The 25,415-nt window shown below is 55.7% G+C and carries 22 protein-coding genes and 5 pseudogenes; 9 read left to right on the top strand and 18 right to left on the bottom strand.

What is annotated here, in order from left to right; translation table 11 throughout:
* Nucleotides 1-120 precede the first annotated feature (120 nt).
* Nucleotides 121-492 (top strand): DUF1330 domain-containing protein, encoded by a 372-nt coding sequence (locus tag QTL96_RS14675; RefSeq protein ID WP_289728184.1) that lies wholly within the window; start codon nucleotides 121-123, stop codon nucleotides 490-492.
* Nucleotides 493-629: 137 nt separating this feature from the next.
* On the opposite strand, the gene QTL96_RS14670 is transcribed toward QTL96_RS14675, so the two are convergent.
* Both QTL96_RS14670 and QTL96_RS14665 read right to left on the bottom strand, forming a co-directional pair.
* On the bottom strand, nucleotides 630-1,409 hold the full coding sequence (locus QTL96_RS14670; RefSeq protein WP_289728183.1) for an SDR family oxidoreductase: 780 nt from the start codon (nucleotides 1,407-1,409) through the stop codon (nucleotides 630-632).
* Entirely contained in the window at nucleotides 1,406-1,735 is a 330-nt protein-coding gene (locus QTL96_RS14665) for a nuclear transport factor 2 family protein (RefSeq protein WP_289728182.1), read from the bottom strand. Before QTL96_RS14665 ends, QTL96_RS14670 begins: the two co-directional genes overlap by 4 nt.
* Nucleotides 1,736-1,874: 139 nt before the next feature.
* Between QTL96_RS14665 and QTL96_RS14660 the strand changes: the two genes are divergently transcribed.
* Nucleotides 1,875-2,798, top strand: coding sequence for a LysR family transcriptional regulator (locus tag QTL96_RS14660; RefSeq protein ID WP_289728181.1), 924 nt, complete (start codon nucleotides 1,875-1,877; stop codon nucleotides 2,796-2,798).
* A 147-nt stretch (nucleotides 2,799-2,945) separates the two neighbouring features.
* Here the strand turns inward: QTL96_RS14660 and QTL96_RS14655 are convergent, their stop codons facing one another.
* From QTL96_RS14655 to QTL96_RS14635, 5 genes and pseudogenes are all read right to left on the bottom strand, one after another.
* Nucleotides 2,946-3,728, bottom strand: coding sequence for a sulfite exporter TauE/SafE family protein (locus QTL96_RS14655; protein ID WP_289728180.1), 783 nt, complete (start codon nucleotides 3,726-3,728; stop codon nucleotides 2,946-2,948).
* A 4-nt stretch (nucleotides 3,729-3,732) separates the two neighbouring features.
* Entirely contained in the window at nucleotides 3,733-4,611 is an 879-nt protein-coding gene (locus QTL96_RS14650) for an MBL fold metallo-hydrolase (RefSeq protein ID WP_289728245.1), read from the bottom strand.
* A 214-nt stretch (nucleotides 4,612-4,825) separates the two neighbouring features.
* A pseudogene (locus tag QTL96_RS14645) lies at nucleotides 4,826-6,256 on the bottom strand (aminotransferase class V-fold PLP-dependent enzyme); the annotation flags it as partial.
* A 342-nt stretch (nucleotides 6,257-6,598) separates the two neighbouring features.
* Nucleotides 6,599-6,817, bottom strand: a complete 219-nt coding sequence (locus tag QTL96_RS14640; RefSeq protein ID WP_112820222.1) for a hypothetical protein — start codon at nucleotides 6,815-6,817, stop codon at nucleotides 6,599-6,601.
* 25 nt (nucleotides 6,818-6,842) lie between these two features.
* Nucleotides 6,843-8,783 (bottom strand): hypothetical protein, encoded by a 1,941-nt coding sequence (locus QTL96_RS14635; RefSeq protein ID WP_289728179.1) that lies wholly within the window; start codon nucleotides 8,781-8,783, stop codon nucleotides 6,843-6,845.
* Between the two features lie 215 nt (nucleotides 8,784-8,998).
* On the opposite strand from QTL96_RS14635, the gene QTL96_RS14630 reads away from it, so the two are divergent.
* Nucleotides 8,999-9,724 carry a TfuA-like protein gene (locus tag QTL96_RS14630; protein ID WP_289728178.1) on the top strand — a complete coding sequence of 242 codons (726 nt, stop codon included), beginning with the start codon at nucleotides 8,999-9,001 and terminating at the stop codon, nucleotides 9,722-9,724.
* Nucleotides 9,725-9,946: 222 nt separating this feature from the next.
* Here QTL96_RS14630 and QTL96_RS14625 read toward each other — a convergent pair whose 3' ends face one another.
* Nucleotides 9,947-10,153, bottom strand: coding sequence for a helix-turn-helix transcriptional regulator (locus QTL96_RS14625; protein ID WP_289728177.1), 207 nt, complete (start codon nucleotides 10,151-10,153; stop codon nucleotides 9,947-9,949).
* Nucleotides 10,154-10,238: 85 nt separating this feature from the next.
* On the opposite strand from QTL96_RS14625, the gene QTL96_RS14620 reads away from it, so the two are divergent.
* Together QTL96_RS14620 and QTL96_RS14615 are read left to right on the top strand one after the other, a co-directional pair.
* The gene (locus QTL96_RS14620) at nucleotides 10,239-11,144 is read left to right on the top strand and encodes a LysR family transcriptional regulator (RefSeq protein ID WP_289728176.1); all 906 of its coding nucleotides are present in this window, start codon (nucleotides 10,239-10,241) and stop codon (nucleotides 11,142-11,144) included.
* An 83-nt stretch (nucleotides 11,145-11,227) separates the two neighbouring features.
* Nucleotides 11,228-11,371 (top strand): annotated as a pseudogene (locus QTL96_RS14615) (IS91 family transposase); the annotation flags it as partial.
* A gap of 135 nt (nucleotides 11,372-11,506) precedes the next feature.
* Here the strand turns inward: QTL96_RS14615 and QTL96_RS14610 are convergent.
* The 4 genes and pseudogenes from QTL96_RS14610 to QTL96_RS14595 form a co-directional block, all read right to left on the bottom strand.
* A pseudogene (locus QTL96_RS14610) lies at nucleotides 11,507-13,110 on the bottom strand (IS66 family transposase).
* 75 nt (nucleotides 13,111-13,185) lie between these two features.
* Nucleotides 13,186-13,530, bottom strand: coding sequence for an IS66 family insertion sequence element accessory protein TnpB (gene tnpB, locus QTL96_RS14605; RefSeq protein WP_003495066.1), 345 nt, complete (start codon nucleotides 13,528-13,530; stop codon nucleotides 13,186-13,188).
* Nucleotides 13,527-13,910 carry a transposase gene (locus tag QTL96_RS14600; protein ID WP_289728175.1) on the bottom strand — a complete coding sequence of 128 codons (384 nt, stop codon included), beginning with the start codon at nucleotides 13,908-13,910 and terminating at the stop codon, nucleotides 13,527-13,529. Before QTL96_RS14600 ends, tnpB begins: the two co-directional genes overlap by 4 nt.
* A gap of 36 nt (nucleotides 13,911-13,946) precedes the next feature.
* The gene (locus QTL96_RS14595; RefSeq protein ID WP_289728174.1) at nucleotides 13,947-14,411 is read right to left on the bottom strand and encodes a transposase; all 465 of its coding nucleotides are present in this window, start codon (nucleotides 14,409-14,411) and stop codon (nucleotides 13,947-13,949) included.
* Nucleotides 14,412-14,489: 78 nt separating this feature from the next.
* Between QTL96_RS14595 and QTL96_RS14590 the strand changes: the two are divergent.
* A pseudogene (locus QTL96_RS14590) lies at nucleotides 14,490-14,645 on the top strand (IS630 family transposase); the annotation flags it as partial.
* A gap of 491 nt (nucleotides 14,646-15,136) precedes the next feature.
* Here the strand turns inward: QTL96_RS14590 and QTL96_RS14580 are convergent.
* The 6 genes and pseudogenes from QTL96_RS14580 to QTL96_RS14555 all read right to left on the bottom strand — a co-directional run.
* Complete coding sequence (locus tag QTL96_RS14580) at nucleotides 15,137-16,129, bottom strand: methyltransferase domain-containing protein (RefSeq protein ID WP_289728172.1); 993 nt, start codon at nucleotides 16,127-16,129, stop codon at nucleotides 15,137-15,139.
* 124 nt (nucleotides 16,130-16,253) lie between these two features.
* Nucleotides 16,254-17,609 (bottom strand): ABC transporter ATP-binding protein, encoded by a 1,356-nt coding sequence (locus tag QTL96_RS14575; protein WP_289728171.1) that lies wholly within the window; start codon nucleotides 17,607-17,609, stop codon nucleotides 16,254-16,256.
* Complete coding sequence (locus QTL96_RS14570) at nucleotides 17,563-18,393, bottom strand: ABC transporter permease (RefSeq protein WP_289728170.1); 831 nt, start codon at nucleotides 18,391-18,393, stop codon at nucleotides 17,563-17,565. The genes QTL96_RS14575 and QTL96_RS14570 overlap by 47 nt, the downstream gene beginning before the upstream one ends.
* Nucleotides 18,394-20,322, bottom strand: a complete 1,929-nt coding sequence (locus QTL96_RS14565) for a hypothetical protein (RefSeq protein ID WP_289728169.1) — start codon at nucleotides 20,320-20,322, stop codon at nucleotides 18,394-18,396. It abuts the gene before it with no gap.
* 62 nt (nucleotides 20,323-20,384) lie between these two features.
* Nucleotides 20,385-21,383 carry a GDP-L-fucose synthase gene (locus tag QTL96_RS14560; RefSeq protein WP_289728168.1) on the bottom strand — a complete coding sequence of 333 codons (999 nt, stop codon included), beginning with the start codon at nucleotides 21,381-21,383 and terminating at the stop codon, nucleotides 20,385-20,387.
* Nucleotides 21,384-21,867: 484 nt separating this feature from the next.
* A pseudogene (locus tag QTL96_RS14555) lies at nucleotides 21,868-22,157 on the bottom strand (IS3 family transposase); the annotation flags it as partial.
* A 232-nt stretch (nucleotides 22,158-22,389) separates the two neighbouring features.
* On the opposite strand from QTL96_RS14555, the gene gmd reads away from it, so the two are divergent.
* Genes gmd through QTL96_RS14540 form a run of 3 tightly spaced genes read left to right on the top strand, consistent with a single transcriptional unit; the run spans nucleotide 22,390 to nucleotide 25,149 of the window.
* Complete coding sequence (gene gmd / locus QTL96_RS14550) at nucleotides 22,390-23,472, top strand: GDP-mannose 4,6-dehydratase (RefSeq protein WP_289728167.1); 1,083 nt, start codon at nucleotides 22,390-22,392, stop codon at nucleotides 23,470-23,472.
* Nucleotides 23,456-24,409 carry a GDP-L-fucose synthase gene (locus tag QTL96_RS14545; protein WP_289728166.1) on the top strand — a complete coding sequence of 318 codons (954 nt, stop codon included), beginning with the start codon at nucleotides 23,456-23,458 and terminating at the stop codon, nucleotides 24,407-24,409. Before gmd ends, QTL96_RS14545 begins: the two co-directional genes overlap by 17 nt.
* On the top strand, nucleotides 24,409-25,149 hold the full coding sequence (locus QTL96_RS14540) for a glycosyltransferase family 2 protein (RefSeq protein WP_289728165.1): 741 nt from the start codon (nucleotides 24,409-24,411) through the stop codon (nucleotides 25,147-25,149). The genes QTL96_RS14545 and QTL96_RS14540 overlap by 1 nt, the downstream gene beginning before the upstream one ends.
* The last annotated feature ends 266 nt before the right edge of the window (nucleotides 25,150-25,415 follow it).

Raw genomic sequence — 25,415 nt, 5'->3', positions numbered from 1 at the left:
TCGTAAAGCGTTGGCGAGACCGGGATCGCGACTGGTGTTCCCTCCTGACAGTTTCTGACGCGCAGGTAAGATACCATGGATGGCGCACTCGCTCCTGACGGAATATCAAAGGAAAAATGAATGGTTTCGTTTTCACAAACCGCATTCGCCGACTTTTTAGCTGCCACCGATGATTCTCCCATCGTAATGCTGAACCTCCTGCGGTTCGATCGCGATGGCGGCCGGGAAAGGCATGTCGAATATCTGAAAATCGCAGAACCCATTCTGGCTCGCTTCGGCGCAAAAATACTCTTCCGCGGCGATGGTCTGCCGGTGCTCACCGAGGGAGAGGTAGAAGGATGGGATGCCGTTTTGCTTGTGCAGTACCCGCGTAGATCCGCCTTCAAGGCGATGATCGATGATCCGGACTATCAGGTCGCGTTCGAGATCGGGAAATCCGCGTTGGTGGATATTGTGCTGCAACCCCTGAAACATTCAGAGGCTCTCGCCTGACGCGAGGACTGATCGTCGGTCCAACCACCAAGAAGACGTGGGGAGTTCAGCGTTTAACGCTTCTGACACGCAGCAGGCGAAACGACGCCTGCCGCGTGGGTCGGTGTTCTACCAGTGAATGAGCGATCTCCGGATGGTCAAGCAGTCGGAATAGTCCCACCGTCTATCACATGCTCCGTCCCCGTTATGGAGGTTGCTCGATCCGACGCAAGGAACGCGATCAGGTCGGCGACCTCTTCGGGCGCGGCCGGCCGTCCGAGCGGTATGCCGCCGAGCGAATTCATGATCACCTGCACCGCGGCGTCGTAGTCAATGCCGGCTTCCTCGGCAATGCGCGAAGCCAAGCCATTGGTTCCTGGATCGGCGATCCAGCCGGGAGATACTCGCACCACGCGCACACCCTTCGGCGAAACCTCTTTCGAGAGGCTTTTGCTGTAGGTGTTGAGGGCCGCCTTGGCCGACGCATACCCCGTGGTCGCCTGCGGCAGAGGCAGTCGGTTCTGGATCGATGTGACGTGGATGATAACGCCGTGTCCCTGCGAGATCATTCCGGGAATGAGGGCACGATCCAACCGGACCGCCGGAAAGAAGTTGAGGTTGAACTCCTTGTCCCATTCCTCATCGGTGAGCGCGGTAAAGCCACCTGAAGGAGCGGAAGAGCCGCCCAGAACGTTCACGAGGATGTCGAGCCCGCCGAGCTCTCGATTGACCGCATCGACGACCGTTCGAACACCGGCTTTGGTCGTCAGGTCGGCCTCGACGAACGCCGCGCCAGAGAAGTTCACCGGCTTCGAACGGGCAGTAGTAAGTACGCGGGCTCCAAGCTCCCTGAAGAGCGCAACCGTCGCCGCGCCCGCTCCCGAGGTGCCGCCGGTGATCAGTGCCCTGCGGCCCTCAAGCGTCAGAAACGGTTTCATACTGTAATCTCCAGTTCTGCTACCTTGTCGCCCGCCAGCACAAAGAAAAACCGCAGATCGATCGGGCTGCCGGGGAAGGTGCCGACGACATGAGCGGTCACCTGGGTCTTGCCGTTCTCCGTAGCGATAAAGAAGGGTTCAGCCGTGTAGGTGTAGAGCTGTCCGGCTTCTACCATCCACTCTCGGATCGCATCGCGTCCGCGATGCGTCTTGCCCTTGTCCTTCACGATGCCGGTTTCGGTGAAAGCGGCTGCGATGGCATCCGGACTGCCTGTGCGGTCTGCATCGAAGTAGTCCTTGATGGCTTGCGGCAGTTTGATCGTCATTCGTTTTCTCCAATCCTGGATAAGCCTCATCGGCCGCGGTGCCGAGCTTCGTTCGAGTTCGACTGCCTCAAAGATAGATCGCACTCATTGACGCCATAAGCGGGATAAAGGAGGATGAGACGTTGCGAAAAGAGGGACAATGACGCGATCCGTTTTTGCTGAACTCGATGCCGTTCTCAGCATCGCTCGTCTCGGTTCGTTTCGGGCCGCCGCGCTGGACCTCGGCATATCCACGACGTCTTTGAGCAATTCCATCGGGAAGCTTGAGCAGCGGCTTGGCATCCGCCTCTTCAACCGAACGACGCGGAGCGTCTCGCTGACGGATGCCGGCAAAACATTTGTCGAGCGGGTCGGGCCGGCGATGACCGACATCCACGACGCCATGTTGGCGGCCCAGTCGCTGCAGGAGGTTCCGTCCGGGACGCTGCGTATCAACGCATTCGCCACTGCAGCTCGGGAAGTGATGGAGCCTCTTATCCTGTCGTTCCTGCAGCGCTATCCGCAGGTGCATATCGACCTGGTCACGGAGGGGCGGCTCGTAGACATCGTCGCGGCTGGATTCGACCTCGGCCTGAGGCCATCGGACCTCGTGCCGGACGATATGATCGCCGTGCCACTGGGATTGCAGCGTAGTAACGCCGTCGTGGCATCACCCGACTTCCTGCGCTCCCATGGCATGCCAACTATTCCGGCTGACCTTTATCGGTTTCGGTGCATCCGGGCACGTCTTCCAAACCACGCCCTGTTCCGGTGGAAATTTGAAAAGGACGGGATTGCCGTCCAGATCGATGTTCAGGGCGCCATCACCCTCGACGAGTCCAGCCTCGTCAGAATAGCCGCTCAGAACGGTATCGGCCTTGGATACGTCATGGAAGCAGATGTGCGCGAAGACATCGCGGCCGGGCGATTGGTTCGCGTGCTGGAGGATTGGACCCCGCCGTTGGCCCCACTGGCGCTCTACTATCCGGGGCGGAAGAACCCTCCCGCTGCGTTCAGTGCGTTCATTCGGGCCGCCCGCGATTTTGCTCACGGCGAACCAACGCGCCGCGTGGGGCGAGACTGAGCTGCCGTTCTTCCGTTGTGTCTTTCAGCGAATTAGTCGGAGAAAGTTCGGTTGGGGGAGGTGTTGTCCGGTTCGGGGCCGATCCAATTGAAGCCGAAAATATCGACTATACCAATTCAAGAGACTCTTGATGGAAAGAGGCGCGCCCTAAAGCGCAAGATAACTCTTCCACAAGACATAGAGGCTGACCGTGAAGATGACGGCGCGGAAAATCGTCGCCAGCGTGTTGCGGTTCCCGGCAAGGCGGGTTGCCGCGATCGTGCCAATGATGCCGCCGCCAATGCCGCCAGCAATGAAGTAGCCCGCCGTTGCCCAATCAACCAGGCCCGACGTCGCATAGTTGGCCGCAGTCGTCAGACCGAAGGTGCCAACGGCCATGAGCGACGTGCCAACGGCGTTAATGAGGGGCATTCCGGTTGCCAGAAGCAGCGCCGGCACGATGAGAAAGCCACCACCGATCCCGAAGAAGCCTGAGAAAAGCCCCGTTACCAGCGCGATCGCCGTCGTTTTGCCGTGTGCGGCCATTGTCAGCGAGCGGGCGTCGATGTCAGGGGCGGTGCGCGTCTTTCGCATCGCAAAGCTCACAAACATCATCAAGAGGCCGAACATGAAAAGCAGCTTCTGACCATCGACGAGCTTGCCAAGGCTTGATCCGAGATAGGCGCCGAAAGCACCGGCGGCGGCAAAGATCAGTGCGCAACGCCACCAGACATGGCCCTTGGCGGCGTGGCCTGCCAGATTGAGGTACGCATTGGCAGAGACCGCAAGCGCGCCGGTTCCGATCGCCGTATGCGGGTCGCGCATGCCCACGGCATAGATCAGTAGAGGAGTTGCAAGGATCGAACCGCCGCCGCCGATCAGGCCCAGCGTGCATCCGACCAGCGAGCCGGAGCCGAGCGCGAAAAGGACATGCTGGAGTGCCCCATCCACAGCGTCATCTCCCCCAGACAGATCCGGGCAGGGCGTCGAGCGGGATCTTCAGGTAGCGCCGGCCGTCTGTCTCGGGTTCTGGCAGTGCGCCACCGCGGATATTGACCTGCAAGGCATGCAGGATGAGCTTCGGCATCGGAAGCGTCTTGTCACGGGTCTGCCTGATCTCGACGAATTCGGCGCGCGATCGACCGGCGACATGTGGGTTGTCACGGCGCTGCTCGGCCACGGTGCTTTCCCACAAGGCCTCGCGTCCATCAGGCATATAGTCGTGCCCGGTAAACAGCCTGGTCTGGTCAGGCAGGCTCAAAATGCGTTCGATAGACGACCAGAGACTATCGGCGCTACCGCCAGGGAAATCGGCACGCGCCGATCCACTATCGGGCATGAAGAGTGTGTCGTGGATGAAGGCGGCATCGCCGACGATATAGCTGATCGAGGCCGGCGTATGTCCTGGCGAATGCATCACGCGGGCCTCGAGATCACCGATCCTGAATGTGTCGCCATCCGAAAACAGCCGGTCCCATTGCGATCCGTCGCAGGCAAGGTCTGGCCAATTGTAGATTTCTTTCCAGATCCGCTGGACCTCTTTGACATGCTCGCCGATTGCGGTTGGCGCGCCGGTGCGTGCCTTAAGGTATGAGGCCGCGGAGAAATGGTCGGCGTGCGGATGGGTATCGAGGATCCATTCGAGCGTCAGATCATGGATGGCAATGTGTCCGAGCAGCCGATCGGCACAGGTCGTTGCGGTCGAACCCGACTTTTCGTCGAAATCAAGGACTGGGTCGATGATGGCGCATTTACGCGTCGTCGGGCAGGAGACGACATACTGGATGCTGCCCGTTCGCGCATCGTGAAAACCTGTGACCTCAGGCTGCTGCATCGACGGGTCCTTGATCGACTTGGTCCTGATCGACACCGTCTCGAAGGGCTGGACCTTGTCGCGCTGGGCCATGCTCCGTTCGAGCTTTTTCTGCGTGGTGCTCGTCTGCCTCGTCTTGGTCAGCGTGGCCCTGATCCGTTTGACTCTGACGAAATGGCTCCGGCTCAAGTCGCCCAGCATTGCCGTGATCGAGGGCTCCTTCGCCGGCGGTCGCGCGTGGGAAGAAGATCGCTCGGCTCGGATCGAAATCGTAATCTGGCTCGAAGTTGGTTGCGTCGGCTGCGATCTGGGCGACGCTGTCGAGAATGAAACCGACCTTGTCGTCGCTCAGAAGAACGCTGAAGTTCAACCTGATGAAGCCGGGCTTCATAATCTCGTCGCCAGAGAGAATGGCTGTTCTGATCGCCTCGGACTGATCGTCGTCGATTGACAGCAGACGGTGGACATAAGGACCAGCGCAAGCGCATCCGCCGCGCGCCTGAATGCCGAAGCGGTCGCTCAGCATCCGGGTGACCAATTGCTGGTGAACGTAGCCGCCTTTGCCGTCTTTTACGCGGAAGGAGAAGATCGGCAGTCGGTGAGGGCCGGTGAGCCCCAGGATTTCCAGCTGCTCGACGTCTTCCCAGGCGCTGAAGGCCCGCTTTGTGAGAGCATGATTGCGCTCGGCCATCGACTGCTCGCCGATCGCATCCTTGACGATGAAAGCAAGCGCTGCCCTGATGTCGCCGACGACATTCGGTGTGCCCGCTTCTTCGCGCGCCTCGAGGCTATCGCTGTAGTCGTGGGCCGTGGGCGAGACGAACTTAACGGTCCCGCCACCAGGCCAGGAGGGCTTAGTCGCAACGACCGCGTCGCGACGCACGATCAGGATGCCGGAGGCGCCGGGTCCACCGATGAACTTGTGCGGAGAAACGACGATCGCATCTATCTGGGCGTCGTTGCTGGCATAAGGTGCTGGGGACATGGCGATCGGTACATAGGGGCCGGCTCCAGCATAATCCCAGACCATCTTTGCTCCGGCAGCCTTGACGATCCCGGTGATCGTCGGGACGTCGCTGACAATTCCGGTGATATTCGATGCGGCAGACAGCGTGCAGATCGTCAGGGCGTCAGAACTCTCATCCAATGCCGCCTGAAGGAGCGCAAGATCGGGACCGCCGGACGCCTGCTCGGCAATCTCCACGATCTCCGCGCCGCTTTCGCGCCAGGGCAAGATGTTGGAGTGATGCTCGTAAGGACCGATGACGACGCGGACCTTTCGGCCGGCTGCAATCGCTTGGGTCACGCCGAACAGCGAAACCAGCCTGTTGATGCCTGAGGTCGCGCCGGAACCGGTGAAGATGACGGCATGGTCGGCCGTGGCGCCGCAGAAGTTAGCGATCAATCCACGCGCCTCCCGGCGCATACGCGTCATGAAGCCTCCGCAATAAGAGGCCTCCGTGTGACTGTTTGCGTAGTAGGGAAGGACTTCTTCGAGGATGAAACGTTCGACCTGGTGCAGTGCTCGCCCCGAGGCGACGTAGTCGGCATAGACGAGGGGCTTATCGCCATAGGGGCCGGAGATCGTCGCACTTGCCCCGACAAGCCCATCACGAAGGGCCGCGATGGTATCGCCTCTCGCCAGACTGTCGCGGAATTTCGACAATACTGTTGCTGTGGGCTTTTGCGCGGGGCGGGGGCTTTCCACGGTCGTTCTCCTACCTTGAGTAACGACGTGGATTGTAATCTGGTTTGGCCCGAGCAAACTCACCTGTTTTTTGGTCGGAATGATCAAAGTTAGATCAAATGATCGCGCTACGCACTTCCAGAATGAATTTTGATATGGTCCGGCTGTCTCTCATGGTGTGGACATGCATCGTTCGGTCCTGAGTCGGGCATGGCACCGGCTTGGAGCGTTTGATCGACCTTCCAGAGACAACGCACAGCAAAGCCGACGCCTTGGCGATGACAAGGCGCCGGCCAACTCATGGAGATGGTTTCTGGTCTGCTAGCCTTCGTAGTGTCCGGATGCCGCTTCCCTGGCTGATTTCACCACGACGGCAAGGTCCACGCCCTTCGAGATCGAAGTGCCGCTTTTTCTGAGGTCTGCAACCTCCCTCAGCTTGCTGCCTTTGGGCGGGTCAAGCGGGATGACGGTTCCTGCGGTAAGATCTGCGACCCAAAGACCTTCTTCGCCGGTGATGCTGATGACAACGACTGCGCTCATGTGACTATCCCTCCAGGATAAACAGTTAAAAGCCTGCCTTCTTGAGGCCCTCACGATAGAGGTCCTTATGCCACTGCTCCTTGCTGGGGACTGCCGCCAGCCAGGTATCGACGTCGAAATTCGGGTTTGCCTCGCGCACGCGGCGCACCAGCACGCGTGCCTTGTCGGCACGCCCCATCATTGCCCAGCTGGCAGCCGCCAGGCGATCAGCAAGGCTTGGATCGGCCATCTGGCCGATGTAATCGATCGATGATGCAAACTCCCCGAGCGCATAATTGGCGCCTGCGGCCGTCCATAGATAGACATCTGGAGCCAGCGGGTTCAATTCGATCGCACGTTCGATCTTCTGCAACGCCATGCTCGGGCGCGAGCAATGCACCAGTGTGTCGGCGTGATCGGCAATCACATCGGCATATTGTGGCGCCAGTGCCTCGGCCACCTCCATTGCCTCTGCACTCTCGTCGAAGTCGCCCTGCAGCAGCTTGGCAACACCGAACTCGCGATAACCGTCCGCGAAATCCGAGCGCTTCTCGATCGCCTGCCTGGAGAGACTTTCGGCCTGCTTCAGAAGTTCGATGTCGCCGCGCGCGGTCAACAGCCACTCCTTCGAATAGGTGCGGCCCATGGCGCTCAATGCCGGCGCGAAATCCGGGCTGGCGGCGAGTGCCGCCTTCATCTCCTTGCGGGCGCGACGCAGGTTCGGAAGCGTCATCCGGGCCATGTCGCGCTTGCCGGCCAGATACCGGTGATAAGCCTCGGGATTTAGCTCGATATCGGCGCGTTGTTCCTCGTGGCGGGCAATCTCCCGCGAGACGGACAAGGCAACCTGCCTGGAGATCGCGCGCCTGTCGCGCAATAGATCGAGACGCCTCAGGCTGAACCGCTCGGCCCACAAAACCTGCGCGTCGTCGACGAAGATGAGCTGGGCGAAAAGCGTGACATCGTCACTGCTCCCGCTAATGCGGGTCTCAAGCACATAATTGACGGACTGCCGCTCGAAGAAGGCGGCCTGGGTCTCGACATTATGGCCGACCTGGACTGCTGAGTAGGGCGCGATCACCCGTAAACTGTTGAAAGCACAAAAGCCGATCGTGATATCCTCGATCAGCGAGGAGGCCATCAGGCCTGCTTCCGGGCTCAGCGATTGATTGCTCGGCGGAAGCAGCACAAGGCGCGGGATCGCATGGACGATGCTTCCGGCTTCGACCGGCAAGCCGCTGACCGCGCCGTTGCGCGAGGGTGCTTTTGGTTCAGCAGGCGCCTTGGGATTTGCTTCAGTCGCATCGGACGCTGCAAATTTGCCGCCGAGCTCGATCGAGCTACGACGATTTGCAAAGTAGTTCTGAAGCGATGCTACGTCCTGCTCGGCATTGAAGATCTTCAGGAGAAGCTGCAGCGTCTCCGGATCCTGCGGTTCCGAACGGAACAGAATGATGGCTGCCTTGCGCAGCACCTCGGCGTCGTCGCGTGTCTGCGCGTCGCCATGGGCCTGGCGAAGTATCCGCTCCAGAAGCGCGACATGCCGGTTTGTCTGGTCGACGACCCAGCTTTTGAGGTCCCGGCTCTGAAATTTTACAGGCCCGAGGAACGGCTGGTCGAGAAGCTTGACGAGCTGCCGCAGCCTGGCGAAGGGTGCTGAAGCTTCATCGTCCCGTAGAAGCTGGAAGTCCGAGGTCAACAAGTCCCGGTCAATCGAGATGGTACTGCCCTCGAAGGATAGGAAGCTCGATCCGAGTTCGCTCTGGTAGGCCTTCAGCCGGGAGAGCAGCTTTCTAAGCGTCGTATCGGATGCGCCATTATCCGTTTCGCCCCAGAGAAACCGGGCTATCGTCGTGCGATAGGCCGCCCCATCGTCCAGAGTCAGGAGATAGGCAAGGAGCAGCAGTCCCTTTTCGGGCAGGGGAATAGCTTTGCCATCCCCGCCGGCCAGGCGCAGCTTTCCGAAGGTCTCTAGAACGAACGTCATCTCACCCCTGATTAGCCCGATTCCATTGAGCACTGGCTCGTCCGGTCTCCCAGTCTGGCACGACACCGGCGGACATTCAACAGCTGCATTTGCAGTTGCGAGACGCAGGGGTTGCATTATTCTGCGGCCGCGAGATCGGCGGCATGAGAGCCCGCTGTTCCGATCGTCGACAGTGGAAAGGCATTGGATGCTCGCATGAGGATGGCGGTGTTTTTATGCGGGTGATTTTCGCGGGACCGACTCTTTATGGGGCAGAGGTGTCCTCCCCTGATTTTGAGATCCGCCCGCCTGCAAGGCAGGGCGACGTCTATAGGGCAATTGTCGACGGCGCGAATGTCATCGGCCTGATCGACGGGATCTATGAGCATGTGCCCGCGGTGTGGCACAAGGAGATCCTGTTCGGGCTGTCACAGGGCGTCCATATGTTGGGCGCAGCCAGCATGGGCGCCTTGCGTGCCGCAGAGTGTGCGGCCTTCGGAATGATCGGCATTGGCGAAATTTACGAGGGATTTGCATCCAATCGGCTCGAGGACGATTCCGATGTCGCGCAGGCGCATGCGCCGGCCGAGATGGGCTATCTCCCGCTCAGCGAACCGCTGGTGAATGTCCGGGCGACCATATCGCGGTGTCTGGAACTAACTCTCATCAGTCGTGAGGAGCATGACGCCCTGCAGGCAGTTGCCCAGGATACGTTTTTCAAGGAGCGCACCTATCGGCAGCTGGCGCGGCAAGCGATCGGCGATGGCGAGCGGGCAGAGCAAGTTCTTGCGATACTGCGCCAGAACACCGTCAATCTGAAGCTCCGGGATGCCAGGCTGCTGATCGAAGCGGTCGTAAGGACGCCGGATCAGCGGTTTACGCCGGATATGGCGTGGACGTTTCAGGCGACGGACTTTTGGAAGGCTGAGTTTCCGGATTGGAAGCCGGGCGAGGTCGGCTAAGCCGAGTTCGCCTAGAAGATCAGAAGGGTTCTGCTGGCTCGCATTCGACTTCTACAGAGCTTGGGTGGATCGAGGCGTTGGTAGGAGAGTCGGCGTCTCCGTAATGCTCGAGCGATGCGTTACGGATGCAATGTCGAAACGAGTTGGATCGGTGATCTCACTGCCGGTGCGCGCGGTCGCGTCTGGTCTGCATCGAATGACCTTGAGCGGATAGCGCTTGGTTTATCGCCGAATGAGGTCAGCTGTTTCAATACCCAGCGCGATCGCGAGTCGTTCAACGACCTCGATTGTTGGACTATAGATCCCGCGCTCAAGTGAGCTGACATACGTCCGATCGATTTCAGCTTTATGCGCAAGATCCTCCTGTGACAGACCTTGAGCCTGACGTGCCCGCCTCAAATTTCGCGCGAATATCTCCCGGATTTCCATTTTAACAGGAAAATTCTTGTGGAGTATTTCTCCACGGAGTATACTCTACAAACGAGCTTCTGATTTGTTTTCTTTGGGGGTGAAAGTGGAGCTACGCCAACTGTCGCTTTTCAGAGCGGTCGCCGAGGAACTGCACTTCGGTCGGGCGGCCATCAAGATGAACATCGCCCAGCCGGCGCTCAGCAATCACGTCATGGCGCTGGAGAGGGAGCTCGGCTGCCCGTTGTTCATCCGATCGACCCGGCGGGTTGAGCTGACGAGGGCAGGGGAGACCTTCTACGATCGTGCTGTTCGCATCCTCAGCGAGATGGAACTGACGACCGAGCTGACACGGGCGGCGGGCGGCAGCCGCATTCGCCAGATCAAGATCGGTACTGTCTATCCAGCTACCATGGGCATACTGCCCCTGTTCCTTGGCAAGATCGTCCGCAAGTTTCCCGACGTCCGCATTCATATCGCCTCAGGCAACACCGGAGACATCATTCGCGGGCTGGAGACCGGACAGCTCAACCTTGGCTTCATCAGGCCTGTCGAAAACATCGGATCGCTGCGCTTCTTCTCCGTTGCCCATGAACGCTATCTGCTAGCTGTTGCCGAGAGCAATCCTCTGGCTTCGCTCAACGAGATTTCGATCGAAGATCTACGTGATCAGAAGATCATCGCCTTTAATCGGCAGAACCTCTCCTTCACCGAGCGGTACTTCAATGAGCAGTTCGAGGAATACGATCTGACCAAGAACGTCGCCTATAGCTGTGACGACACCTATTCGCTGGTCTCTCTCGTCTCTGCCGGGCTCGGCATCGGCTTTGCACCGGAGTGGACGACCGATATCCCGAACCGTAGCTTCGTGCTCAAGAAGGTGAGGGGGATTGATTTCAAGATCGGGCTTGGCATTGCCTGGTCGAAGGAGGATCCGACGGCATCAAGGGATGATATCGTCGAGATCGCGAAATCGATGGTGCGGCGGGGGGATTACCACCGCCTTGAGTGACAAACGGAACCAAAATTCTAATCTTAGAGCCTTTCCCATTTTTCAGAATCGGCTGGGATTGAACGAAGCCGCTTTCGCGGCATTTGCGTGTCGCCTATTTCCACTTTGTCTACACCCTACCGCAATAGACCGCCGCAATCGCCCTCCAGAACAAAAATGCCGTTTACACTATCCTGTTTCGCGCCGTCGCCGAGACGCTGCGCAGGCTTCCTGCCGATCCCCGGAATACGGCATCTGCGTGCCAGTCCAGAAGGTTCGTTTCCGACGCGACACGCTGCCGCAATTCTTTGGGCCTTCGAGCGAGCAGCGCCAGCGATCGTAGGGATGGAATCCTGCGCTGGCTCTCAATGGTTTGTAAGCGGTTAGCCGAGGGCGTGGGGCTTGAAGTTCCAGGGCATAAGCGCCTCGATTCAGAGACAGGCCAGCCTTGAGCAATGCGGGTAAATGTCTGTGAGAGCCAGTCGAGCGGATCGACGTTGTTCATCTTGGCTGTCTGCAAGAGGGTGGCCAGAGTCGCCCAAGTCCGTCCACCGCCTTCGCTGCCGGCGAATAGACTGTTCTTTCTCGTAATTGTTTGGGGCCTGATTGCGCGCTCGACGATATTGGAGTCAATTTCGATGCGTCCGTCCGTCAGGAAGCGCTCCAGTGCTTCGCGCCGGGTGAGCGCGTAACGGATCGCTTCGGCGGTCTTGGACTTGCCAGAGACCTTGCCCAGCTCTTTCTCCCAAAGATCAAGGAGGCGGGTGACGATGGTTGCAGATTTTTCCTGACGCAGCACGGAATGGCTGTCGGCATTGTGACCGCGGACCTCATCCTCGATGCGCCAGAGCTCGGTCATCGCGATGATCGTGTCCGTTGCAGCCTTCGAGACGCCGCTAATGTGAAGGTCGTAAAACTTGCGGCGTAGATGCGCCCAGCAGCCTGCGAGGTGGACCGTTTCATTGCTGCCGTCTTTGGCACGCGTCTTGGCGAGACTGGTATAGGCCGAGTAGCCGTCGACTTGCAGGATGCCGCTGAATCCGGCGAGATGACCGCCCCTGCTGTCCTCAAAACGATAGGCCACCATCGGCGGACTGGTTCCGCCATAGGGTCTATCATCGCGAGCATAGGCCCAAAGCCAGGCCTTCGTCGTTTTCCCCGAACCGGGCGCAAGTGTGGGCAAGGTCGTTTCGTCGGCGAAGACCCTTTCGCCCTCCTTGACGCGCTCAAGGATGTAATCGGCGCATATCTGCAGTTCAAAGCCCAGATGCCCCATCCACTTAGCCATCAACGATCGGCTGATCTCGACACCGTCGCGTAGATAGATTGCCTCCTGCCGGTAGAGCGGAAGGCCGTCGGCGTATTTGGAGACGGCGATATAGGCGAGCAGCCGCTCCGTCGGCAGGCCGCTTTCGATAATGTGTGCCGGTGCCAAAGCCTGGAGCACGCCATCGTTGCCCCGGAAGGCATATTTGGGGCGACGCGTCACGATGACCCGGAACTTCGGCGGCACGACATCCAGTCGTTCCGAGCGATCCTCACCAATCAGGACCTTTTCCAACCCCTCGCAGCCGGCCGGGATCTCTGGCTCGATCACTTCCTCGATGCGTTCGAGATGAGCGGCAAAACCCTTGCGCGGACGTGGTGCTCGTTTCGGCTTGTCCTTGGCCGCATGATCAAGCTCGCTCTGGATTGCCGAAAGGCCAGTCTCGACTTCTTCGAAGGCAAAGGACACCTGTTCGTCATTGACGCCAAGGCGCAATCGCTCGGAACGTGTGCCATGTTGGGTGCGCTGGAGAACCTTCAGGATCGATGTGAGGTTGGCAATCCGCTCGTTGGCGCTCTTCTCCACCGCCTCCAGCCGGGCGATCTCAACTTCAGCAGCTTTCAGCCGAACTTCTTTTGCAGCCTGCTCGCGCGCCATCGCGAGGACCATCGCTTTCAGCGCGTCAACGTCGTCCGGCAGGTCTTGAGGGGGCAAATCCATGGCAATGAGTAGAGCACAAAAACAGCCGTTTTCCCAACCATTACAGCGGCATGATTCATCTTGTCGCAGGCGCTGTCAGCCCGTCAACAAAGGTCGCCTGACCTTCGTCGGGCGGATCTTTTTCCAATCCATTCCGGCCAGCAACGCCATCAGCTGAGAATGGTCTAGACGTATCCGTGCCGCCGATATACCCGGCCAGCAGAAGCCTTGATCTTCCAAGGTTTTCGAATAGAGGCAGACACCGCTGCCATCCCACCAGACAATACGAATACGATCGGCCCGTTTCGACCGGAAGACGTAAAGCGCGCCATTGAAGGGATCGAGACCGCCATCCCGCACCAGCGCCATCAACGACGCGGCTCCTTTGCGGAAGTCGACCGGCTGGCACGACACATAAACCACCACACCAGACGCGATCATGCCTTGCGAACCGCCCGCAGAACCTTCACCAGGTGATCAGGATTGAACGCGCCGCAGACGCGCACCACCATATCGCCAATGGCAATATCGACCGAGCCGCTGCTTACCGTTTCAACGCGTGCGAACTTCTGCTTGCCCGTTCCATCAGTCAGGGGCGCAACAGCGCCCGATGCCAGTGCCGTGCGACGCCATCCATAAAGCTGTGACGGATCTAAGCCTTCAGACCGGGCGACCGCCGAGACGTTCGCCCCAGGCTGCAGCGCCATGGCCAGGATCCGCGCCTTTTCGTCGTCCGACCACTCACGAGGCTTGCGTCTTCTTCGCACCGGCTCTGCGGTCAAAACCTCGAAGGTCCGAGGCTGATTCACACTGTCGTTCATAGGATTCTCCGCATGACTCATGCAGAAAATCGCCTATCAGCAGTCCGAAAGATACATGGGGTGGCCTACGCGCTTACGCTGCTTCTTCATGCGTCCGTCCTTTAATAGGCCGGACTCTAATCCATTCTGGAGGAAATTCGCAGTGGCAGGTNGGTGATCAGGATTGAACGCGCCGCAGACGCGCACCACCATATCGCCAATGGCAATATCGACCGAGCCGCTGCTTACCGTTTCAACGCGTGCGAACTTCTGCTTGCCCGTTCCATCAGTCAGGGGCGCAACAGCGCCCGATGCCAGTGCCATGCGACGCCATCCATAAAGCTGTGACGGATCTAAGCCTTCAGACCGGGCGACCGCCGAGACGTTCGCCCCTGGCTGCAGCGCCATGGCCAGGATCCGCGCCTTTTCGTCGTCCGACCACTCACGAGGCTTGCGTCGTCTTCGCACCGGCTCTGCAGCCAAAACCTCAAAGGTTCGAGGGTGATTCACACTGTCGCTCATAGGATTCTCCGCATGATTCACGCAGAAAATCGCCGATCAGCAGTCCGAAAGATACATGGGGTGGCCTACGCGCTTACCATCGAAATGGCATTCTCGAAACTCAAGTCACTCCTGCGAAAGCGGGCCGCTCGAAGCTTCGATACAATCACCAAAGCGCTCGGCGACATCATCACCCTCTTCTCCGTCACCGAATGCCGAAACTTCTTCAAGGCAGCAGGATATGAGGCTGAATAGATGCGACACGCTTTAAGCCTTCCGACCGGGCGACCGCCGAGACGTTCGCCCCAGCCTGCAGCGCCATTGCCAGGATTCGCGCCTTTTCGTCGTCCGACCACTCACGCGGCTTGCGCCGTCTTCGCACCGGCTCCGCGGTCAAAACCTCAAAGGTTCGAGGGTGATTCACACTGTCGCTCATAGGTTCTCCGCATGATTCACGCAGAAAATCGCCGATCGGCAGTCCGAAAGATACGTGGGGTGGCCTACGCGCTTACAATGGATTGCACAAAATCACCGAATCGCTAAAAACTCGCAAGGCGGTCCACGCCGGCGCGATACTGTAGATCACTCCGTTGCCCCCGCCGCTCGCCGCATTGGGGAAGATTCACATGGCTGAATTCTCAATGGAAATTATGCGCCTAACAGGCTCAGTTCTGCGTGGAAACCAACAAATCAGGTCATATTACCGAAAGGCGCGTAGCCACACAATCTGGTGGTTGGACGAACGATCAGCAGTGCTTCGCGACAAAGTGAAACCCGTCCGCCGGGTTGGAGAAGTAATTATGGAAATCTTGGAACCGCGGACCATTGCCTCGGCAGAACAAGCGCTCACTAAATGGATGATCATCGATCATTAGGAGGCCATTTTCTCTAAACTTGTTAGCCCACCATGTTTTAGGCCTCAACGTCACGTGGTACGGGTTGCCATTGTCATCATTGTATTCCATCAGCGAAATTGAGCCAAGAACATAGCCATCTGCAGTCAGATGAGCTCTGATGTTCTTCAAAACACTTTCCAGATCCACTTCCGCGAGATGTTCGAACACTTCCCACATAGTAATGATCTCAAACTCGACTGCAGATCCGTCGTCCAAGAACTGAAACGGCTTTGTTATGTCGCATGTAAACAGGTTCTTCGGCAGAATTGGCCAATACCCGATTGCGCTGCGACGGCAATAGTCCGATCCGTCCACACCGACAGCGGGAACACCGTTCATCAACCATTCATAAGGAAGTCCTGCAGCGCCTGTTCCCAAATCTAAGCATCGAATGCCGGGACCAAGCACGTCTATGCAATTGCGCACGAACCGGGTTGGCCGAAAAACTCCCTCAGCGGTGGAATCCGGCTTGAGATGGTCGTTGCTCTCGTAGGCAATCGGGTGCTCCGTCTCCAGGATAATATTCTCAGTTGCCCGCACCGCGCGACTATCCAACAGAACCCGGGATCTTTGCACATATTCGGTGTACCATTTCTGTATTACGTCAATCTGGTAGTCGCCAATATAATGATTTTGACTGGCTTGGTATACCAATGTTCTGCTTCGCGCTTCGACAATTGAAAGCAAAGACATAGTGTCAGCAATTGTACGCTCGGTTACTCGTGAGCGTTCTTCGATCATAACCAAAAGCGTGAGGGCATCATCCAGTTTTCTTTCAAGCGCCCGCGAACGCTGCTCCGCAATCCTCGACGGGAAAAGAAGGCGCCATATATTTCTGCTCATTGCCTGCAAACCACGCTGGTGTTTGTGCTAAAAAAATGATTCATATTATGTCCGGCTCCGTTTCATATCTTCAGCGCCAAAGCTTCAATTCGCAGCCGATTAACGGATCTCTACGATACGGAAATTACTCCAACCTTGTAGACCGCAAACCCATGTCTACGACACCGTCAAAAACGTACTCCTTATTTCGGAGCAGGACCGTAAAATGTGCTGCATCATCCGTCCAATGGAGAATTCGCTGATTGGCGTAGTAACGATCGTATTCCAATGCAACGATCGCCTCCACTTCATATAGGTTTGCCCCGAGTCTGCAATCGCCGCGAAAGGTCACCGAGAAAGTTTGTCCTTTCGAAAATTTTCTGCTCCAAAAAGTCTCACTTTCCGAAACGCGAAACAAAGCCATGTCTTCGTTCAATGTTCCCCATGTGGTGATCTTGACGCCTTCTTTAGTGCGAATGCGGAAAGCTACGTTGAGATTCTCGATATCGGTGTTACATTGACATTCAATTGTAATCGACATCGCGTCTCCGGTGTATAGAGCGCTCGTCGGACGGCCATCACCATCCGCAACTTTAACGGACAGAATTTGCACGTCAAAGTTGCCATACTCAGTCTTTGAGGCTTTCCGTGGAGCGTTCTCGGCGAGGCGTTTTTGGAGGGCATCAAATGCAGCCTCTTCCTCCTGTTGGAGAAATTCGCGGTAAGCAAACAAAACCTCGGTCGTAGGGCCGGAACTCTGCGCTCGACCAGCATTTAAGAATATGGCCCGAGATGTTAAGCTCCGCACGATTTCTTGGTCATGTGAGACAAAGAGCAGCGTGCAGCCATTGTCTTTAAGTCGATCGAGCTGGCGGAAGCACCGTTTTTGGAAAAGAGCGTCTCCCACAGCCAGCGCCTCATCAATGATGAGAATGTCAGGCTCAACCTGCATCTGCACAGCGATTGCTAGCCTTACTAACATCCCGCTCGAGTAGGATCGCACAGGCTGATCAAGGTGAGCACCGATATCGGCAAATGAAGCGATTGCGTCAAATTTTTCGTCAGTCTCCGCTCGCGAGAATCCGAGCAACGCGGCGTTAAGGTACACATTTTCTCGCCCAGTGAATTCTGGATCGAAACCCGATCCGAGCTCCAACAATGCGCCTATACGACCATGCGTAGCAACACTACCGCTTGTAGGCGATAGCGTCCCGGTAATAATTTGCAACAGCGTACTCTTGCCGCTTCCATTTCTGCCTACAATGCCGAAAGCCTCCCCTCGCTCAACCTCTAAATCGATATCCCGCAACGCCCAAAACTCGCGAAAATACGGTTTGGCTTCGCCACCCGCCAGTCGCTTCAACCGAGGCATCAGGTACTGTTTTAGTTGATCGCTTGGCCTGTCGTAGAGTTCGTATCGTTTGGATACGTTGTCGACGCGGATTGCAATTTTGTCAGAGCACATTGGCAAAGCCTTTTCGTGTCTTCTGAAACCACGCATAACCTAGCCACGAGAATCCGAGAGAGATAACTCCATAGCTTACTATCCCTATAGCATTTGGGAAGGTGCCAACAATCATGACGGTACGCATTTGCTCAATAATGAACGTCAAGGGATTTAAAAAGAGCCAAGGCTGTAGCTGCTGGGGAAGCGCAGAGACAGGATAAAATACCGGTGACAAAAACAGCAAGATTGTCATCAGCAGACCGATTGGCTGGGCAACATCACGCAAGAACACGCCAATCGCTGCCAAAGCCCAAGCAAGCCCCAGTGCGACTCCGATAAGTGGCAACAAAACTATCGGAAAGAATACTGCGGTCCACGGCACAAAACCTTTCACCAGCCAAATTGCTATTGTTAGGATCAAAAAGCTGATGAGTGAATGAAATATCGACGTGCCCATCGCAACTACAGGAAGAATCTCGAGTGGAAAAATCACCTTCTTCACGTAGTTCACGTTACTTACGATCAGAGTTGGAGCGCGCGTCATTGTCTCTGCGAACAGGCCGTGAACAATCATTCCGGAGAAAAGAATGACAGCGAACTCTGGTTGGCCGTCTGGCTGTGTGCTGCCCCACCTAGCCTTAAAGACAACAGAGAATACGAACGTGTAGATCACGAGCAATATCAATGGGTTAATAAATGCCCAGAAAATGCCTATGACTGAGCCTTTGTATCGCCCTACAATCTCACGCCTAACCATTTGCGCAACAAGCCAACGATTATGCCAAATGCTAGTTAATAGCGAGACAAATGAAAAAGGTGCCGGCGAATGTGGGTCCATCTAAGAAAGCCTCTGCTTCAGCACCTTGAGACGCGCCCGAAGCCCGCTCTTTCGAATTGCGTAGACCTGAGCAACCCACCAATTGCGGCTCACCAACAATTTGCGCAAACGCGGACGAGCGGGTCGAAGAACTTGCCCGGACGAACTTACAGGGATCGTTCCGACTAAAACGTTCATCGCCTTGGCGCTGAAGGACCGAATTACCTCTGTTTCCGCCGCATCATCGCATTGTCCGTCTGGAAATGGTCGTTCCGCGTCGAGAACAATGGTCGCGGGCAGCAGCTGTGTGACTTTACTATTCCCCCGTAATACGGCGAGTGGCCGTCCATGCAGGTAAGGCAATGCCATATCAATATCGGCGGGTAGCGCGCTTGATCTGAAGATAAATCGGCCGTATCCGGTTGGTCTAACCCTGTCCGTGTGTCCGAAATCGATAATTTCATCGACGGAATGAATGGGGTCTCCGCCGTTTTTCACTATCACAGCCGTTGCCGCGCAAGAAGCATCAACATCACGCTGTAAAGCCGCGGCCAAAATATCAAGGTGGTTCGAAAAGAGGCGTTCATTCGGTGCGACAATCACGAGAGCGTCGGAGGCTTTCGCAGCGTCGACAATCTCCAGGATCGCGCTCCCCAGCGGGAGCGTGCTTTGGATCTCCGGATAGATTCCAACGCGTGTGAACTCAGCTTGGCGTAGTTCTATTGGTACTGGTGATGCTTTCAGTGCATCCTGAATCTTCGAGCCATAAGTTTTGACCGTGGCAGCGTCAGTCCACAAAGTCGCATGAAAATGAGTATATTCCTGAGCGCAAACGCTCTTGATGTGGGCGGCCAGGACCTCCTCTGAGAATTGTGGCATCAGACAGTCTAGACGAATTTTTATTGGCTTGCAAAATGTGCCGGTGAGTTCTTGCTTGCGCTCCGGCAAACCAGTGTACAAATCGGTGAGATTGCGGATCAGAGTGAATTTCTCGCGAAAAAGATCCTGAGCGCTTTGAATCTTCTTCAGAGCTAAGCCTGGGTTTTTTGCTGCCCAGTCCATATGGCCAACAATCGCTTCAAAGGTCTGCGCTACTGTCGCTCGGGTGTCGATATAGAGGAGAGAGTCGCCAAAAAATTTTTTCGCAAACTGGTTTTCGTCACAGATCACCAATGCGCCTGCTGCGATACTTTCGAACAATCGATTGGACATCAATCCGGATTCTTTATGTGCTTGCGAGGAGAGAACGAGTGACACGCCGGCTTTAGAGATCTCATCGATCATGGATACGCCATCGAAAGGAACCTCTTTCACGTAGCTCGCGTAGCCGTCCCAAACCTTGACTCCGTGAAAAATCGTTGGTCCGTAGATCCGTAGAAGCCCCGTCTTATCCAGGTGTTGCAGAAGCTCCTGGTGCCTTGAATGTCCTCCTTTCAACGCGTCCCAATTAATCCCTGCATATACAAGTTTGCCGTCGCCCAAAGAGGGCGGATGAACAATATCCGGTGTGGAATGGTAGAGATAGAAACGCGGAGAGCGGTGAGTGCCCTCATGGCGTATCATACGCTTCACATGATCGTCAGCCGTATCGGAGCTGCAACTAATAAAGTCATCGTGTGTCACCAAATTGCGGGAGCAACGATGGTAACCCCATTCATGATAAAATCGCATAGGGTTCCAGAGCGCAACAAACGAGAATGCATCGTAAAGTTTTGGCGTGTCGTAGTGTAAGTGAATCACAAAATCCACGGTTGCTTTTGACACAATGATACTTGGATCCATGATCAGGCGCCCGTCAGCGTGGATTTCCACGCACTCAGCGCCAATAGCCTTAGCCGCAATTTTTAGCCGCGCAATGCACTCGTCTTCGGCCGTCTTAAGTTCAGGCCACAGCTTGACGACCGCAAAACGTTTTAGCACATTCGCCGGCAGCAACGAATTCGGAGGCATTAAAACCAATCCTATTTAACCTTGGTGGAGGGAGTTATTTAGTGGAAACCCACTGACACTGGTCATTGCGACGCAAGGCCATTCCGAGCGAGTTCCGGATGACGGCTAAGAAAGTCAGCGTAAGCGCCTCTTAAACCAGATTTCTCATCGATTCTCGGCGCCCATCCAAGTGAGCGAATTCGGCTGCTATCAAGCAACTTTCGCATTGTGCCATTGGGCTTTGAGGTGTCATAGACAATGCGACCCTCGAATCCTGTCACCTCTGCAAGGATCGTTGCAATCTGCGATATTTGAAGATCGTGACCGCTTCCGATATTGTAGAGATCATGTGTAGTTGGGGCGAGCATGACATATTTAAGAGCACTCGCTAAATCGTCCACATGCAGGAGCTCCCTGCGCGGCGTTCCGTCTCCCCAGACACTGAACTCTGGTGCTGACGCAATCTTCGCTTCATGGGCGCGCCGCAGAATTCCAGCGACAACGTGGCTATGTTGAGGATGATAGTTGTCGCCCGGTCCATAGAGATTGGGCGGTATGATGGAGACAAAATTGCATCCATGCTGCTTCCGATACGCGCGGCACATTTCGATGCCGGCAATTTTGCTAACTGCATACGCTCGAATGTTATCATCGAGCGGCCCAGTTAGTAATGCCTCCTCCTGAATCGGCTGCTCAGCGTTCGTAGGGTAGGTGCAGTTCGAGGCAACAAACACCAACTTTTCAACGCCAAATTGATAGGCTCCGTCAATGACGTTCGACTGAATCATAAGATTTTCATAAAGAAAATTAGCCGGCAAGGTCGAATTTGCGTGAATTCCTCCGACTTTCGCGCCAATGTGAAAAACTAACTCCGGGCGATTTGCACGCATCCAGCTCATCACGGCTGTTTTATCTGTCAGATCGAGCTCAGAGCGAGCAGTAAGTAGAAGATCGGCGTTTTCATTCTCAAAGCTCCGCACCATCGCGGAACCCAACATTCCCCTGTGTCCGGTTACCCAAACCCGACGTCCGAAAAAAGATGGACCAGAACCGGAAGAAGCTGCTGTGTGTCTCTGAATCATTTCGATTGTAAAATCCCTGCTTTGTAGGAATGCAAGCATCCAAGATTGCGTGACCGGCCCCATAGCACATACATGCCGTGTCGCACATATGTCTTGGGTAGCACATTGAAGCTATTGGTCCCTTGACTAAAGCTAGACCACGAGTCAGTCTGATCAAATGCGTGCCATGATCCAAGATTGCGTCGTCGTTGCTACTATGCCGGTGACATATGATCAAGCGCGCTTTTTTGTTGAAGCATGTCGCGCCACACCAGATTCGGGATTTTCAAATCAGCCGATCGGTGATTCCTTGTGGCCATGTAAGGGAGCCCCACATCATGGGCAAGCCGCATCCGATCAGTTGCGTGAGCGTGTCGTTGTGTTTGTAAATGAAGGGATAGCAACCGAGAAGCCGCTCGGCATTTCCGGGTTTCGCCTCGGTTCGTCAACAACATGATGATCCTGCATCGGTCATCCCGTTCTCTCGCCCCTTCCCGAGCGCTCAGGATAAATAATCATTCTCCAGGGTCAGCTCCCCGATCTGGTCGTGCGGCATTTTGACATCGACGGTTGCACCCGCCGGTTCCGCCTTCGCTTCACCGCCGAAAACGCCTGTCGCACCCATCAAGGAGCTGGTCTTTCCACTGCTTGATCCGGTTGGCGTGCACGTCAAACTGCTGGAACAGTTCCACCAGCGTCTCCTCGCCTCGAATGGCGGCGAGCGTTAATTGCCTTGAAAGCCGGGCTATGGTTCCGGCTCGGTCGTCTTGTCATGGTATCTCCGGTTCCTGGCATCTAAGCCGGAATCAAGCAGAAATTCCACTTATCCCCGCTGTGCAGATTTCCCGAGCCAGCTCTATGGGCGTAGCCAGTGAGTTTTTTGGGCGATTGACCGGCAGACGTAAGATCTATAAATCGCCGATAGTGATGTATTCGAGGTAAAGCATTTTGTGACGTGCGCGGATCAACGTCAGCTGCGCCGGCTGCTATGCCACTACTACCGATCCCAATCCCAGAGGACTGATTTATGAAAGTTGCACTGATCACGGGCGTTACCGGCCAAGATGGCGCTTATCTAGCGGAGCTCTTGCTACAAAAGGGTTATCAGGTCCATGGCATCAAAAGGCGCTCATCGCTCTTTAATACAGACCGAATCGACCACCTTTATCAAGATCCTCACGTTAACAATGCTAACTTTATATTGCATTATGGCGATCTTACAGATTCTACAAATCTAATCCGTATCATTCAGCGCGTTCAGCCCGACGAGATTTACAATCTCGCGGCAATGAGCCATGTCGCCGTAAGTTTTGAAACGCCCGAGTATACCGCAAACGCCGATGGAATTGGTACGCTGCGTATCTTAGAAGCCATTCGGATACTCGGAATGGAAAAGAAAACACGGTTTTATCAGGCCTCTACGTCGGAGCTTTATGGCTTAGTTCAAGAAACACCTCAGACAGAGAAAACCCCCTTTTACCCCAGAAGCCCATATGCGGTCGCAAAAATGTACGCTTACTGGATAACGGTCAACTACCGCGAAGCCTACGGCATCTATGCCTGTAACGGAATCCTCTTCAATCACGAGTCGCCCTTACGGGGGGAAACGTTCGTGACGCGAAAGATTACTCGAGCCTTGGCGCGCATCAAGCTGGGGTTGCAAGATTGCTTGTATCTTGGGAACATGGACGCGCTGCGAGATTGGGGTCATGCACGCGACTATGTCGAGATGCAGTGGATGATGATGCAGCAAGAAGAGCCTGAGGACTTCGTTATTGCCACAGGCGTCCAATACAGCGTTCGACAGTTTGTGGTCGCCGCTGCAACTGAACTTGGCATCCACTTGTCTTGGGAGGGCGAGGGTGTCGGAGAAATCGCTAAAGATCAGGATGGAAAGGTGGTCGTCCGTGTTGACCCAAGATATTTCCGTCCAACGGAAGTGGAAACGTTGCTCGGCGATCCGACCAAGGCAAAAACGAAACTTGGGTGGACGCCAAGAACGAGCTTTAATCAGCTCGTTATTGAGATGGTGCGGGAGGACCTCCGGAATGCTGAACGCGATGAACTCGTAAAGAAGAGCGGATATTCGGCGTATGACTACCACGAGTAAGTACTCGGAGCGTTCATCCAAGATATTTGTAGCTGGACATCGTGGAATGGTTGGATCGGCTCTTGTCCGCCGATTGTCCGATGCTGGTTACCATAATATTATAACACGGAGCCATGCTGAGCTTGATCTATTGAATCAAGCCCAAACCTCTGAGTTCCTCCACAGAGAGAAGGTAGATTTTATTTTCATGGCCGCCGCTCTCACTGGCGGAATCCAGGCAAATAATACCTACCGCGCGGATTTCATCTATCAAAATTTGGTGATGGAGGCGAACGTGATTCATTCAGCGCATGCGAGTGGAGTTCAACAGTTACTTTTCCTTGGATCGAGCTGCATCTATCCCCGCGACTGCGCGCAACCTATAAGGGAGGAGGAGCTTCTGACTGGGCCGCTTGAGCCGACAAACGAACCATACGCGATTGCAAAGATTGCTGGCTTGAAGTTATGCGAAAGCTACAACCGACAGTACGGGACTAATTACGTCTCTGTTATGCCAACCAATCTCTATGGACCGAACGATAACTATGACCTGAGTTCGGGACATGTATTGCCGGCGCTTATACGGAAGGCGCATGAGGCGAAGGAGAATGGCGATGATCATCTGCTTGTTTGGGGGTCAGGGAATCCGAAGCGAGAGTTCATGTACGTCGACGATCTCGCTGACGCCTGCGTGTTCTTGATGGAGAAAGGAATGCCGGATGGTGTCTATAATGTAGGTACGGGTTCGGATGTTTCGATTCGCGAATTGGCCGAAACCGTGATGGAGATCGTCGGATTTGACGGTGACATTGCATTTGACTATAGCAAACCCGATGGCACTCCGCGCAAGCTACTGAACGTGGGACGGATGCGGGCATTGGGATGGGAAGCCAAGACGTCCTTAAGAGAGGGCATTAGGAAAGCCTACAACAGTTTTCGAACGGGATACATCGACTGATGGTCGAGCCGCTGATCACAATCGCAGTCCCCTCCTTCAACCAGGGCCGGTTCCTAGACGAGGCGCTTTCCTCTATTTTTAACCAAAACCTCCCTGTCGAAGTCTTTGTTTTGGACGGAGGCTCTACCGACGAGACGCTAAGCGTCATTCATAAGTGGCAGCATAAGCTTGCTGGGTGGCGCAGTCGACCGGACGATGGTCAGGCCGCCGCGATTAACGAGGGCGTGGCCTTAGGAACAGCGCCATATGTTTGTTGGCTTAACAGCGATGACTACTTCATCGAAGGTGGGCTCAGGACGCTTGTCGATGCCTTTGCCGAATGCAAAGCGCCAGCAGTATACGGTGGATGTTTAAATTATGTCCAAGGTTCAGGTAAAAGTCACCCTGTTTGGGTGGAAGACTTCGATATCGATCGGCTGGCAATACGATGCATTATTTCACAGCCCGCTACGTTGATCCGGCGATCCGCTTGGGATGCGGTCTCCGGGGTGGACCCCAATCTTCACATGGTCATGGACTATGATCTCTGGTGGCGACTGTACAAGTTTGGCGGTGCGCTGACCTACATCGACTCTACCGTTGCTGTAAATCGTGAACATGGCGACACGAAAACGAAAACGCTCAGGCGCCGCCACTATCGCGAAGCAATAGCTACTGTTCGCAAGCATTACGGCCGAGTGCCTTATAAGTGGTGGCTGGCACAGCCATACGCTGTTTGGTTCAAAACCTTGGTCCCCTAGCATTACAGTTGCGTAACTAGCTATAGTCTGGATCTATAGGTGTCCATGATTCGGAGGTCATGCATGGCAAGTGCATTGACCTGCCACTGAACTTTCATCCGGTGGCGATTGGAGCCCCGGCGGTCTTGAATACGCCAAGTGGTGCGGTGTGAGCAACAGGCGTACCCCTCCGCCGAAGGCCGTCTGTTGTGATTTGCTGATTGGCTTTAAGTCCATGCCTTATGTCATGCGCTACAGTCATTTCCCCCATTGAGGTCTTACCGGCC

This window comes from Rhizobium sp. S163, from assembly GCF_030380805.1.
Classification (GTDB): Bacteria; Pseudomonadota; Alphaproteobacteria; order Rhizobiales; family Rhizobiaceae; genus Rhizobium.
This window is presented reverse-complemented; position numbering and strand designations above follow the sequence as displayed.